Source organism: Solibacillus sp. FSL W7-1436 (assembly GCF_038007305.1).
Lineage (GTDB): Bacteria > Bacillota > Bacilli > Bacillales_A > Planococcaceae > Solibacillus.
Window position 1 is genome coordinate 3,160,948 of record NZ_JBBOWV010000001.1, and the last position, 13,408, is coordinate 3,174,355.

Annotated in this window: 18 protein-coding genes and 1 pseudogene; all 19 read left to right on the forward strand. The window is 38.6% G+C overall.

Features of this window, described 5'->3' with window-relative positions:
* Window positions 1–70 precede the first annotated feature (70 nt).
* The 19 genes and pseudogenes from MKX73_RS15550 (at window position 71) to MKX73_RS15645 (ending at window position 13,162) form a co-directional block, all read left to right on the forward strand.
* Window positions 71–1,760: pseudogene (locus MKX73_RS15550) on the forward strand (FAD-dependent oxidoreductase).
* Between the two features lie 39 nt (window positions 1,761–1,799).
* Complete coding sequence (locus MKX73_RS15555) at window positions 1,800–2,846, forward strand: TlpA family protein disulfide reductase (protein WP_340718241.1); 1,047 nt, start codon at window positions 1,800–1,802, stop codon at window positions 2,844–2,846.
* A 3-nt stretch (window positions 2,847–2,849) separates the two neighbouring features.
* Window positions 2,850–3,161, forward strand: coding sequence for a thioredoxin (gene trxA / locus MKX73_RS15560; RefSeq protein ID WP_340718242.1), 312 nt, complete (start codon window positions 2,850–2,852; stop codon window positions 3,159–3,161).
* 153 nt (window positions 3,162–3,314) lie between these two features.
* Window positions 3,315–3,692: a YidH family protein gene (locus MKX73_RS15565; protein WP_340718243.1), complete on the forward strand. Its 378-nt coding sequence runs from the start codon at window positions 3,315–3,317 to the stop codon at window positions 3,690–3,692.
* 128 nt (window positions 3,693–3,820) lie between these two features.
* Window positions 3,821–4,027, forward strand: a complete 207-nt coding sequence (locus MKX73_RS15570) for a hypothetical protein (protein WP_340718244.1) — start codon at window positions 3,821–3,823, stop codon at window positions 4,025–4,027.
* A 50-nt stretch (window positions 4,028–4,077) separates the two neighbouring features.
* Window positions 4,078–4,488 (forward strand): OsmC family protein, encoded by a 411-nt coding sequence (locus MKX73_RS15575; RefSeq protein WP_340718245.1) that lies wholly within the window; start codon window positions 4,078–4,080, stop codon window positions 4,486–4,488.
* A complete protein-coding gene (locus MKX73_RS15580) occupies window positions 4,481–5,065 on the forward strand; it encodes a TlpA disulfide reductase family protein (protein WP_340718246.1) in 585 nt (194 codons plus the stop codon). Before MKX73_RS15575 ends, MKX73_RS15580 begins: the two co-directional genes overlap by 8 nt.
* Before the next feature lie 31 nt (window positions 5,066–5,096).
* On the forward strand, window positions 5,097–5,849 hold the full coding sequence (locus MKX73_RS15585; RefSeq protein ID WP_340718247.1) for a cytochrome c biogenesis CcdA family protein: 753 nt from the start codon (window positions 5,097–5,099) through the stop codon (window positions 5,847–5,849).
* 104 nt (window positions 5,850–5,953) lie between these two features.
* Complete coding sequence (locus MKX73_RS15590) at window positions 5,954–6,637, forward strand: response regulator transcription factor (protein WP_340718248.1); 684 nt, start codon at window positions 5,954–5,956, stop codon at window positions 6,635–6,637.
* On the forward strand, window positions 6,624–7,703 hold the full coding sequence (locus MKX73_RS15595; protein WP_340718249.1) for a sensor histidine kinase: 1,080 nt from the start codon (window positions 6,624–6,626) through the stop codon (window positions 7,701–7,703). The genes MKX73_RS15590 and MKX73_RS15595 overlap by 14 nt, the downstream gene beginning before the upstream one ends.
* A 558-nt stretch (window positions 7,704–8,261) precedes the next feature.
* Window positions 8,262–8,522: a metal-sensitive transcriptional regulator gene (locus tag MKX73_RS15605; RefSeq protein WP_340718250.1), complete on the forward strand. Its 261-nt coding sequence runs from the start codon at window positions 8,262–8,264 to the stop codon at window positions 8,520–8,522.
* A gap of 49 nt (window positions 8,523–8,571) precedes the next feature.
* Window positions 8,572–9,048, forward strand: a complete 477-nt coding sequence (locus tag MKX73_RS15610) for a DsrE/DsrF/DrsH-like family protein (protein WP_340718251.1) — start codon at window positions 8,572–8,574, stop codon at window positions 9,046–9,048.
* A gap of 10 nt (window positions 9,049–9,058) precedes the next feature.
* Window positions 9,059–9,400 (forward strand): rhodanese-like domain-containing protein, encoded by a 342-nt coding sequence (locus MKX73_RS15615; RefSeq protein WP_340718252.1) that lies wholly within the window; start codon window positions 9,059–9,061, stop codon window positions 9,398–9,400.
* 12 nt (window positions 9,401–9,412) lie between these two features.
* Window positions 9,413–9,709, forward strand: coding sequence for a rhodanese-like domain-containing protein (locus tag MKX73_RS15620; RefSeq protein WP_340718253.1), 297 nt, complete (start codon window positions 9,413–9,415; stop codon window positions 9,707–9,709).
* Between the two features lie 50 nt (window positions 9,710–9,759).
* Window positions 9,760–10,320, forward strand: coding sequence for a sulfurtransferase TusA family protein (locus MKX73_RS15625; protein WP_340718254.1), 561 nt, complete (start codon window positions 9,760–9,762; stop codon window positions 10,318–10,320).
* A gap of 1 nt (window position 10,321) precedes the next feature.
* Window positions 10,322–10,717 carry a DsrE/DsrF/DrsH-like family protein gene (locus tag MKX73_RS15630; RefSeq protein ID WP_340718255.1) on the forward strand — a complete coding sequence of 132 codons (396 nt, stop codon included), beginning with the start codon at window positions 10,322–10,324 and terminating at the stop codon, window positions 10,715–10,717.
* 112 nt (window positions 10,718–10,829) lie between these two features.
* Complete coding sequence (locus MKX73_RS15635) at window positions 10,830–11,957, forward strand: MBL fold metallo-hydrolase (protein ID WP_340718256.1); 1,128 nt, start codon at window positions 10,830–10,832, stop codon at window positions 11,955–11,957.
* Window positions 11,958–12,086: 129 nt separating this feature from the next.
* The gene (locus MKX73_RS15640; RefSeq protein ID WP_251401579.1) at window positions 12,087–12,314 is read left to right on the forward strand and encodes a sulfurtransferase TusA family protein; all 228 of its coding nucleotides are present in this window, start codon (window positions 12,087–12,089) and stop codon (window positions 12,312–12,314) included.
* A gap of 65 nt (window positions 12,315–12,379) precedes the next feature.
* On the forward strand, window positions 12,380–13,162 hold the full coding sequence (locus tag MKX73_RS15645) for a sulfite exporter TauE/SafE family protein (RefSeq protein ID WP_340718257.1): 783 nt from the start codon (window positions 12,380–12,382) through the stop codon (window positions 13,160–13,162).
* Window positions 13,163–13,408: the final 246 nt, after the last annotated feature.

A 13,408-nucleotide genomic window follows, 5' to 3' on the forward strand; every position in this document is an offset into this window, starting at 1 on the left:
AGCGGGGTATATTATGTGTGTAAGAAATAGGTGATTTGCAAATCTAAGAAGTGGCATAGGAGGGTTCACAATGAAAAAAGTAGTCATTATTGGTGGAGTTGCAGGCGGTGCTTCCGCAGCAGCAAGAATTCGACGTTTGGATGAGCAAGCTGAAATTGTGATGTTTGAGAAAGGCCCACACGTTTCCTTTTCAAACTGTTCATTACCGTTTTATTTAAGTGGTATTGTAGCGGACAGCAAAAAATTATTAATGATGACACCAGATTCATTTGAAGCCAAGCATAATATTGACGCCCGCGTGAATAGTGAAGTTATTGCGATTAACCGGACGGACAAAACGGTGACGGTAAAAAACGTCGTAACCGATGAACTATCGGCAGAATCTTACGACCAATTAGTTTTATCGCCTGGGGCTAGTCCGATTGTGCCAAGCTTACCCGGAAATGATTTACCGCATGTATTTACCGTTAGAAACGTTGTAGATATTGAGCGTTTACAAAAAGCAGTCGTCGAGCAGGAAGCGCAAAACATTGCGGTTATAGGTGGTGGCTTTATTGGCGTGGAAGTAGCAGAAAATCTGTGTTTAGCTGGACGTTCGGTATCCCTAGTAGAATTTGCCCCACAAATTTTAACACCATTTGATGATGACATGGCGCAAATTTTACATAAGGAATTGGTAGAACATGGTGTGGATTTAACTTTAGGTGATGGTTTAGCAAAAATTACACCGTCTGCGATTATATTGAATTCAGGGAAAGTAATAGCGGCGGATATAGTCGTTCTAGCCATTGGCGTGCGACCAGAAACGTCGCTAGCTGCTGAAGCAGGCTTAGAATTAGGAGAAACAGGTGCGATTAAAGTAAATCAAAATTACCAAACGAATGACCCTGATATTTATGCAGTGGGCGATGCCATTGAGGTTTACCACCGATTAATGAACAAGGCAACGCGTCTGGCTTTGGCCGGTCCTGCGCAGCGTCAAGCCCGTGCAGCAGCAGATCATATGTATGGATTGACGGTTACAAATAAGGGGATCATTGGTTCATCCAGTATTCAAGTTTTTGATTATGCAGCAGCTGCTACAGGTTTAAATGAGCGTACAGCGAAACAAATTGGAATGTCGGCCGATGCGGTGTATATCATTGCACCGGATAAAGTTGGCTTGATGCCTTCGAGTAATCCCTTACATTTCAAACTAATTTTCGAAGTGCCAACAGGTCGTATTATTGGGGCACAGGCAATCGGTAAGGGCAATTCCGATAAGCGAATTGATGTCATTGCGACGCTTATTACGATGAACGGCACGATAGAGGACTTAAAGGAATTAGAGCTTTCATATTCACCAATGTTTTCAACGGCAAAGGATGTCGTGAATTTAGCGGCATTAGTTGCAACAAACTTAATGGCAGGACGCTTTAAGCAAGTACGTGTGAGTGACGTACGTGATTTAGTGGAAGAAGAAGCGTATATTGTCGATGTACGTGAAGTAAATGAGTTTGCACAAGGTGCCTTAAAAGGGCAGTCAATATTCCATTAAGTGAGTTACGTGCACGTTTGCATGAAATTCCGACAGATGTACCAGTTTATGTGCACTGTGTTCATCACAGCGTAGCTATAATGCAGTAATGGAATTGAATAATAATGGGTATAAAAATGTTAAGAATATTTCAGGTTCGTTTTTAGGAATTTCTTTATTTGAGTATTACCAGGATCAAGCAAAAAACCGTGATCCGATTGTGACAAATTATAATTTTAAATAAGCTATAGAGAGCCAACTGTTGGTAGAGAGGAATTTTCAGATGACGTATATATCTTTAGGACAAGTAAATATTCCGATCGCATGGCTCGCTTTCTTACTTGCTATTTTTTATAGCGATTTTAGAAGTCGGAAGGCAGGTGTAGCAACAAATAAATTATTAGAGCAACTTGTCATTACCTATATTCTCGTTTGGAAGTTCAGCTATATCCTATTTTCTTTACCTGACTTTATAAAAGCACCGTTATCACTAGTTTATTTTGACGGAGGGCTAAGAGGACATATTCTCGCATTAGTGGTGCTTGCTTTTATTCTATTAAGAAAAAGACAAATACTAGTATGGGCAGATATTTGGATATACTGGGCAAGGGTTGTGGCTGTAATTAACGTCATTAGTTTAGGGTTTCAGGAGCACTGGCTGCTTGCGGTGATCTGGCTTTTGGCCCTTGTACTTGTTGAAAGAAAATATCAACACGGGCTGTTACTCGGACAGTTTTTACTACTAGCATGGTTGAATGGCTTTACGAGTAGTCTAACACTCGTCCATCTTTTTGTTTTGTTAACAGTGTATCTAAAAACAAAGCAAGCACAGTATTTGGTTATTACGGGTATTTTAAGTTTAGTGGCAATGATGCTTGTGGATGTAGAGAGAGCAACTGAAACAATAGCCCATGAAATGATTGATTTACCGACAACGACCGGGGAAATGTATAATTTATCGGAGCAAGAGCAGAAACTGACCATAGTTAACTTCTTCGCAACCTGGTGTCCACCATGTAAAGCAGAAATGCCACACTTGCAAAGCTTTGCGGGAAATTTACCGGCGGGGGTAGCGCTCATCGGGGTGAACTTAACAGACCGTGATAATGGCGAGCAGGCATTGGCTAATTTTATGGAAACTTATGAAGTGACCTATCCAATTTTAATGGATGAAACAGATGAAGTAGGAACTGCCTTTCGGGTAATGTCCATTCCGACAACCGTGCTACTTAATGCACAAGGTGAGGAACTGGAGCGCATCGTAGGCCCTGTCAGTGAAGAGGGCTTGCGCCAATTAATCAAAAAACATCAAACATATTTGGAGGAATAAAACATGGCAATTGTACATGCAACAGATCAAACATTTGAACAAGAAATTTCAAACGGTGTCGTATTAGTGGACTTTTGGGCAGCCTGGTGCGGTCCATGTAAAATGATTGCGCCAGTTTTAGAGGAAGTGGATGCAGCAATCGGCAACGAAGTGAAAATTGTGAAGGTAGACGTAGATACGAACCAAGTTACAGCAGCGAACTATCAGATTATGTCAATTCCATCGTTGTTAGTATTTAAAGACGGTGAATTAAAAGGCAAGACTGCGGGCTTCATGCCAAAAGAAGATTTAATTGATTTTATTCGGCAATATTAATGGTCAAAGAAGCCATATACAGCAAATGTGTATGGCTTTTCTAGTGTCCTTTTGTAAAGATTTTACCGCTCTATTAAACAGATGCTTTTTAAAGCTGGCTATAGAGTTAAACAAATTATTTCTATTTTTAGAGTAAAAGGAAGAGGTGAAAAAATGAAAAAAGACCAAACGGAGATTAATCAAATCCAGTATGCACAACAGCATTTGGCCAATGAGCGAACGTACTTGGCTTGGGTACGAACAGCTATTGCCATTGTAGGAGTGGGCTTTTTAGCAACAAGCTTGCATTTTACAATTGGAAACATACGAAATGCGTGGGTAGATGTGTTGTCAATTATTTTAGGTATTTTCTCTGGCATTTTAGGTATTATCGTCATTTATATTACAAATCGTAATTATAAAAATAAAGAGCAAGGGATTATGAATGGAAAGTTTCAGCCATCTAGTGCACATATTAATTTATTATCCATACTGATGATTATTTTTATTTTATTAATCATTAATTATTTCATGTTTATATTATGGGCATGATAAAATCGGTTTTTTTATAAAGCTATCTATCTATAAAAGAATGAAGAGAACCGATTTTGGTTCATTTAGATTAAGTAATAATTGAAGAAGATGCAAAAGGCTATATAGCTGAAAATGAAGATACTTCAATGGCAACAATTGATGAAATTCGTGCACTAGCAATCGAACGTCATCAAAAGAAAATGATGAAAGATGGCGAAGCACATAATCATGACCATTCAAATGAAGGTGAATGGTCATGCAGAAATGACTTCTTCAGAGGAAGCAAACGAATAGTTCCATCCAGTTGCGAGCAAGTGAATGATTCATTTGCTTGCTTTTTTTGTATATATTAACGAAATTTTCACATTTCTCCTCCATACTTCAAGTGAAGGGAGTGGGTGAAATGCAATTTGTTTATGAACAGGAGCGATTGATTGGGCAGTTGTCATTTGGTGAGTTGTACACGTCTACGAATCCACTAAAAGGTTATAAGCCGTATGAGTTACTTCTCGCCTCGTTGACGACGTGTAGTGGATCGTTACTAGTGATGCTGTTACAAAAGATGCGTCTTCATTTTGTAGAGGTTTCATTTACATCAGAGGGGCATCGTAATCCAGAGATGGCGAATCGAATCGAAGCGATTGTCATCACAGCACACGTGTCATTTAACGAGGAAGTGAAGGGAGAGCAACTAGCGAAGCTTGAAAAGTTGGTTGTAAAAAATTGTGGGATGATTCAAACGGTAATCGAAGCGGTGGATATCAAATTTACAATTGTACCCGCTACAGCAAAGGGGAAGAAAGAGCATGATTAAGAAATTGTTAGCGATTGTACTCCTCGTTTTACTTGGAGGCTATGCTACTTGGGATTACTTAGCCGGTGAGAAGACAAAAAAAGTGAACGAACCGACTCAAGAAATGATGGATGCTCCAGAAGAACAGGTTGAGACGGGAGCAATTACGTCCGACATTCCTGTGGCACAGGATTTTACGCTACCGACTTTAAATGGGGAGCCAGTAAGTTTGTCGGATTCGAAAGGGAAAATTACAATCGTCAATTTCTGGGCAACATGGTGTCCACCTTGTCGAGAAGAAATGCCCCATATGCAAAGTTTTTATGAGAAGCATCATGAAGAGGTTGAAATTCTAGCTGTCAATGTAAAAAATATGGATGATGGTCGACCAGCAATTGAGCAATTTGTGCAGGAGCATGAGCTAACATTTCCGATTTTACTCGATGAAAGTGGAGAGGTTGGTCTCACGTATGAAATCATGACGCTGCCAACGAGCTATATTTTAGATGCGGAAGGACGTGTTTTTCAAAAAATTATCGGAGCAATGGATGAGCAAGTAATGAATGAATTAGTTGAAGCCCTTCGTTCCTATGAATAATAAAATTGATTAGAAAAGTAGGTGGGAAATCATGATTGAAACAGATACGGTCCTCATCGTGGGAATTCTTTTAGCATTCGGGGCCGGGGTGCTGTCATTTTTATCACCCTGTGTATTACCTTTATTCCCAGCGTATCTCTCTTATATTACAGGAATTAGTGTCATGGAAATGCAAGCCGATCAAACGGCAGCAATTCGGAAAAAAATATTGATCCATTCAGTTACCTTTTTAGCAGGAATCGGCGTGGTTTTCATTAGTTTAGGTGCAAGTGCCTCCTATTTTGGACAGTGGCTACAGCATTTATTTATTGGGCAAACGGCAACACTCATTCAGCAATTAGCGGGTATTTTTATCGTCTTTATGGGCTTAATTGTGGCAGGATGGCTGACGATTCCAGTACTTATGAAAGAAAAAAGACTCCATGTGGCGAAAAAACCAACAAGTTATGTCGGAACATTTTTTGTGGGCTTAGGCTTTGCGGCAGGATGGACGCCGTGTATTGGACCGATCTTTGCGTCAATTTTATTATTAGCAGCGACGAATCCAGGAGCAGGCTTAGTGTATACTCTCATGTATGTGATTGGCTTTGCCGTGCCTTTTATCCTGTTAACGTTTTTCATCGGGAAATCAAAGTGGATTGTGAAAAAAAGTGGTCTTCTGATGAAAATTGGTGGCATTATGATGATTTTCATGGGGATTTTATTGTTTTTTGGCCAAATGTCCCAACTGAGTATTTTTTTATTACGCTTAATAGAAGGAACATGGCTTTCTAATTTAGGTTAGTTCAGTTGATAGTGCGAGCATTCAATTTTCGGTACAATAAAATAAGAATTTTTTGTTGATTGAAGGGAGGTGTCTCCCTTCAACCAACAGGACGAGGGGGTACTATGAAACAAAAAATACTAATTGTAGAAGACGATCAAATGATTCGTAACCTCATTAAAATTTATTTACAAAAAGAAGGTTATGAGGTCGTAGAAGCAGACGATGGTGAGGTGGCGAAGTCTGTTTTTCTTAACGAGCATCCGTGTTTAATTGTGTTGGATTTGATGTTACCGAAAGTCAGTGGGGAACTGCTTTGTGAATGGGTCAAGGAGCAAGGAAGAAATGAAGTGTCGATCATTATGTTAAGTGCGAAAGTGCAGACAGCTGACAAAATTCATGGGCTACGACTCGGTGCAGACGATTATATGACGAAACCGTTCGACCCAGAGGAACTAGTGGCACATATTGAGGCAGTTTTACGGCGAACAGGACAGTTTTGTCAAAAGATTACTTATGATGGACTTTGTATTAAGCCAAGAAAAGGAGAAGTCCTACTATATAATCAAAAACTCCGTTTAACGAAGCATGAGTTTCAATTGCTATTTCATTTGATGGATAATCCAAATATTATTATGCCCCGAGAAAGGTTAATCGAATCGTTATATCCGTATCTTGAGAAAGACGTGATGGAGCGAACGATTGATGCCCATATCAAAAAACTACGTGAGAAAATTGAAGAAAACCCAAGTCGACCGAAAAGAATTCAAACGGTACGAGGAATGGGGTATAAGTTTGTTACGAAATAGATGGGCGAGATTTTTATCAAAAAAGTTGTTATGGCGGTTAACATTCGTCAATAGTTTGATTATCAGCGCATTTATTTTGTTTGCGTGCTGGGCGATTTATGAAGCAACTTGCATAGTTGTAGACGAGAATGTTGCGATTCAAGAAGGAAAAATTATTAAAGATATATTATTGCAGTACATAGGGATTTTCGTTGTATTATTTACTGCTTTTGTGGTATCACTTCAGTATTTTTTTACACGTCATCAATTACAACCGTTACGTGAATTAATGGAGTCGATGGAAAAGTTGAAGCAAGGCAAAGAAGTACAAAATGTTCGCTCAGAGTATGAAGATGAAATCACCGCGTTGATGGATCAATTTAATGACTTGGTCAACCAGTTAGAATCTAATAAAAAGCAACGTCATCAGCGTTTATCAGAGTTTTCTCATGAATTTCGTACACCTTTAACCAACATTAATGGCTATCTAAAGGCTCTTCAAACGGGCGTGATTTCTGGGAATCCAGAGCTCTTTCAAGCATTGCATCAAGAATCGAAGCGTTTAATTTTGATGGTGGAGCAATTAAAATCGATTGAAGAATTGACCTATGCGGAGCAGCAAAAGTATTTACAAAAACAAGACATTGAAATAGCAGACGTCATACATCAAGTTATCCAAATGTTTAGTTGGACAATGAAAAGTAGAAACATCGCGCTCCATGTACAACTAGAGCAGCAAATACTTGAAGTAGATCCATATGGACTTACACAGGTAATGAGTAATCTCATTGAAAACGCCATTCGTTATTACGAAGGGATGAAACCTATTGAAATTGTCGGAAAAAAAATGACGGGTTTTTATGTAATTTCAGTTAGCGGACAAGGAAAAACCATTTCAGAAGCGGAAAACCCATTGATTTTTGAACGTTTTTATCGTGTAGACGCGATAAATCATTCAATAGAGAAAGGGGCAGGGCTCGGACTAGCCATCTCCAAGCAAATTGTTGAACAGCATGAAGGGACGGTTTCGCTTAAGACAGACGGTACTTATCATACCTTTCTTGTAAAGCTCCCACTTCGAAATTAAGGTCGTTTCCTATAGAAACGGCCATATTGAACGATGCTTGCAGTGATGGAGAAACGTATTATGTTTAAGGATTGTAAGTGCCTAGGGGGGTACTACTATTTGAGGTATATGAACATAGCGAACTAATTTGGTATTCGGTCGGACGTTTATATTAAAGGACTTCGTACAGATAGCTTATATTTAATTGGTGAACTACGTTCGGCGCAAGTCGTATCATTACTTTTAATTGTAGTAGGATTCTCTGCGATTATTTATCGCCGTTTTTATTTAAAATCGACCGTCACATATCAAGATAAATAATGAAGATGTAAACCAGAGGCTATCTAAAAGTAGCTTCTGTTTTTTAGTTTAGTGTAAAAGTGAATTTATCAATTGACATATACCCTTAGGGGTAGTAGCATATTAAACAGATAGTAATTGCTCTTAAATATTTTTTTAACCTTTATAAATTAATGTTTTTAGAGGTTTTATGAAAGAAGTTTTATTTGTTGACATATACCCGTATGGGTAGTATGATACGAAATAGATAATGAAATGATTTAAAAAAGAGGTGAAATAATGCAATACGATGCAAAGGTTACAGCACGAATGAAAAAGATTGAAGGTCAGCTTAAAGGTATTTTACGTATGATGGATGAAGAGAAAGATTGTAAGGATGTTATCACACAATTAAGTGCCGTTCGCTCAGCTGTTGATCGCACAATTGGTGTTATTGTCACAGACAACTTAGTAGATTGTTTATCGAAAGAAGATGCAGCAAGTTTAGATAAAAATGCAATGGTAAAAGAAGCAGTAGAGTTGTTAGTAAAAAGTCGCTAAGACTTTTTATTTTTAAAATAAATTATACCTATAGGGGTAAGGAGATATTATGGAAAAGAAAAGAACAACAATCGTTTTATTCAGTGGGGATTATGATAAGGCAATGGCAGCGTACATTATTGCAAATGGTGCAGCAGCTTATGATCACGAGGTAACAATCTTCCATACATTCTGGGGTATCAATGCGCTACGTAAACAAGAGCCAGTAGCAGTGAATAAAGGTTTCCTTGAAAAAATGTTTGCTAAAATGATGCCACGTGGTGCGGAAAAACTTGGTTTATCAAAAATGCAAATGCTCGGTATGGGTCCTAAAATGATTAAGCACGTAATGAACAAGCACAACGCATTAACGTTAACGCAACTTATTGAGATGGCACAAGAACAAGATATTAAGCTGGTTACTTGTACGATGACAATGGATTTACTGGGTCTTCAAAAAGAAGAATTATTAGATGGTATTCAGTATGCTGGTGTAGCTGCTTATTTAGCAGATGCTGAAGAAGGTAACGTAAACTTATTCATTTAAGAGGTGACCAATGGAAACTGTAATTTTAATAATCGGAATTGTCGCATTTTTTGCTTGGCGTATGAAGCCAACAAAAGGAGTTAACAATATATCAACAGCACAGCTTAAAACAATGATTAACGATAAAGATAAAGTTTTTGTCGATGTACGCACACCTGGCGAGTATAAGGCACGCAATGCAAAGCAATTTAAAAACATTCCTCTTGGTTCTGACTTTTCAAAGTTGCCAAAGGATAAAGAAATTGTCGTTATTTGCCAAAGTGGAATGCGTTCAAAGCAGGCATGTAAGCAGTTAAAAAAATTAGGGTATACAAAAGTAACGAATGTCCGTGGTGGCATGAGTGCATACTAGGAGGAGTAAATATTGAAAACAATTCAACCAATAGAGGTACAAGCAAAATTAGAAGCTGGCGAAGCATTGAATCTAATCGACGTGCGTGAAGTAGCAGAAGTAGAAGCAGGCCATATTCCTGGTATTACGCACATTCCACTAGGATTACTTGAGTTCCGCATGCAGGAATTAGATAAAAAAACGCCTTATATTATGGTGTGCCGTTCAGGTGGACGGAGTGGTCAAGCAACAATGTTTTTAGAATCACAAGGCTTTGATGTAACGAACATGACAGGCGGAATGCTTGAATGGACGGGCGAAGTGAAGTAAATCTTAAATTTTATTATAAATAATACCATAAGTATAAATGGAGGTTTCTAATGATTAAATCAGACGTACAACTAGATGCAAAAGGTCTAGCTTGTCCAATGCCGATCGTAAAAACGAAAAAAGCAATGAATGATGTGGCTGAAGGGCAAGTGTTAGAAATTCAAGCAACAGATAAAGGCTCTGTGGCGGATTTAGCCGCATGGTCAAAAACAGTAGGTCATCAATACATTGGCTCAAGTGAAGATAACGGTGTGTTCTATCACTATATTCGTAAATGTAATCTTGAAACGAGTGAATCAGCTGAAAAGACATTTGAGCAAACAATTTCAAATGAAGACGCTGTTAACGGTGAAGGGTTAATTTTAGATGTACGTGAAGCAGCAGAATATGCTTTTGGCCACATTCCAGGTGCTAAATCCATTCCAATGGGTGACTTGGCGGACCGTATGAATGAGCTTGATCCAGCACAAACTATTTATGTCATTTGCCGTACAGGCACGCGTTCTGACTTAGCTGCACAGCAATTAGCAGCAGCAGGTTATACAAATATTTATAACGTCTTACCTGGCATGACAGGTTATGAAGGCGAATTACAGAAAGAGGTAAAGTAATATGTCAAACAAAGTAGCAATTATAGCAGCTAACGGTGGTCTTTTCGATGCGTATAAAGTATTCAATATCGCAACAGCAGCAGCCGCTTCTGAAAAAGAAGTAGCGATCTTCTTCACATTTGAAGGCTTAAACTTAATCCACAAGCAAGGGATGCAAGCACTTGAAATGCCTGCAGGAAAAGAGCACTTCGCAGAAGGCTTTGCTAATGCACAAGTACCAGCCATTCCACAATTAGTAGAAATGGCGCAGGAATTAGGCGTGAAATTCATCGCTTGTCAAATGACAATGGATGTTATGGACTTAACGAAAGAAGATTTCGTGGACGATATTGAAGTTGGTGGCGCCGTTACATTCCTAGAATTTGCAAAAGACGCAGCACCGACATTAACATTCTAATGACTAGCATTTTCTTTTCATATATGTAACATATCCATTGGTTCCGGTAGCAATTAGGCTACCTGAGCCGAAAAAAATTTAATTAAAATAATACCTATGGGGGTACAATTATATGACAGTAACAGCATGGACAGCAGCACAAGTTGCACGCAGAGTGATTGATAACAAAGAATTATTTATTTTAGACGTTCGTAATGCAGATGCATTTGAAGATTGGAAAATTGATGGTCATAAATTCGATTACTTAAATATCCCTTACTTCGAACTTTTAGATGGGGTAGAAGAAATTTTACCGAAAATCCCTGGGGATAAAGACGTACTTGTAGTATGTGCGAAGGAAGGTTCTTCTATCATGATAGCGGAAATGTTATCGGATGCGGGTCTTTCAGTGGGCTACCTTGAAGGAGGTATGAAATCTTGGTCAATGTACCTTGAGCCAATTAAAGTAGGCGATCTTAACGGCAATGGCGAGTTATACCAATTCGTACGTTTAGGAAAAGGCTGTCTTTCTTATATGGCTATCAACGATGGGGAAGCAGCGATTATCGATGCAGTACGATTTACAGACGTATTTACAAACTTTGCAAAAGAAAAAGGTGTAGAGATTAAGCACGTATTTGATACACACTTACATGCGGACCATATTTCAGGCGGTCGTCATATCGCAGCTGCGACAGGGGCAACATACTATTTACCATCAAAAGATGCAGAAGAAGTTGTATTTGATTACACACCACTTGAAGATGGTTTAAAAGTACAGTTAGGCACTTCTCAAATTGAAGTAGGCGCACTTTATTCACCAGGTCACACAATTGGTTCAACATCATTTGTGATTGACGGCAAGTATTTATTAACAGGTGATATTTTATTCATCGATTCAATCGGTCGCCCTGACTTAGCAGGTCTTGCAGAGGACTGGGTTGGTGACTTACGCGAAACATTATATTCTCGCTACCGCAGATTAACAGAAGATTTAATCGTGTTACCAGCACACTTCATGATCATTGACGAGTTAAACGAAAATGGAACAGTAGCGAAGCGCCTGGGTGATTTATTTGCTGAAAACCACGGTTTAAACGTAGAAGACGAAGACGTATTCCGTTCAATGGTTACAGATAACTTACCACCACAACCAAACGCGTACCAAGAAATTCGTACCGTGAATATGGGTAAAGTGACGCCTAGTGATGATGAACAAACGGAAATGGAAATTGGTCCTAACCGTTGTGCAGTACGCTAATTTAGTTTAGCAATGAGATGTTACACCTATGCTTGTCTCACGCTCAAAAGGCAAGTAACCGTTTACGTTTTATTCGGTAAATTAGAAAATCGCTTACAAAAAAGAAATTTACGAGAAGAGGAATTCAACATGAATATTACAAAAACTTTGGATGCAAAAGGTTTAGCTTGCCCTATGCCAATCGTACGTACGAAAAAAACAATTGACACAATTAACTCAGGTGAAGTATTAGAGGTACAAGTAACAGATAAAGGTGCACTTGCAGACTTCACAGCATGGGCTGGCGCAGGTGGTCACACAATTTTAGAGCAAAAAGAAGAAGCAGGCGTACTGTACTTTTATATTCAAAAAGCATAACAGTGTTTTGGGCGAGTAGAGCATTGTTCTACTCGCTTTAATTTTTATGAAAGAAGGACAAACAAATGGAAATCGATTTATCATTCACATTTATAGCCGTTATTTTCGCACTTGGATTTTTTGGATCATTTATTTCAGGGATGCTAGGTGTTGGAGGGTCTATTATTAAATACCCTTTACTTTTATACATTCCACCACTATTTGGACTTGCAGCATTCTCTGCACATGAAGTATCAGGAATTAGTGCGATTCAAGTGTTCTTCGCATCGATAGCGGGTGTTTGGGCGTACAGAAAAAGTGGTTTACTGCACAAAGAGCTCATCATCTATATGGGGGGCGCTATTTTAATCGGTAGTTTTATCGGTAGTTATGGTTCAGGTTTCTTATCAGAAGAAGTCGTGAATATCGTATATGGAATTTTAGCAGCAATTGCAGCAGTAATGATGTTTATCCCCCGTAAAACGGTTGAAGACACATCTGTTATTACATTTAATAAAGCGTTGGCAATTTCATTAGCATTAATTGTTGGTATCGGTTCAGGAATTGTAGGGGCAGCCGGTGGGTTTTTACTCGTACCGATTATGTTAACGGTCTTAAAAATTCCAACTCGCATAACAATTGCGACGAGTTTAGCGATTACATTTATTTCTTCGGTCGGAGGTAGTGTGGGTAAAATCATTACCGGTCAAATTGAGTACTGGCCAGCGTTTATTATGATTATTGCAAGTATCATTGCAGCTCCTCTGGGCGCAAAAATCGGACAAAAAATGAATGTTAAAATTCTTCAATGGTTATTGGCACTTATGATTGGTGCAACAGCCATTAAAATCTGGATCGATATTTTATAGTACAAAATCGTTAGTTTAAAATAGAGTTCCTATTTGTTATTTACGAAGTTAGTTTGAGTTGAGGCAATACGATCATGAATTTTTTTCGTAACTTGCGCCATACTGGATTAGAGGTAGAATTGAAGGTGTTGACTGTTAGATCGTAAGCTATCTTAGAATAAAATTTGTGAAGATTAGTTCATTAATTCGCTATAGAATCGTCACATCCATTTCAATTGAAGTCCATATTTCACTTATATAATTGAA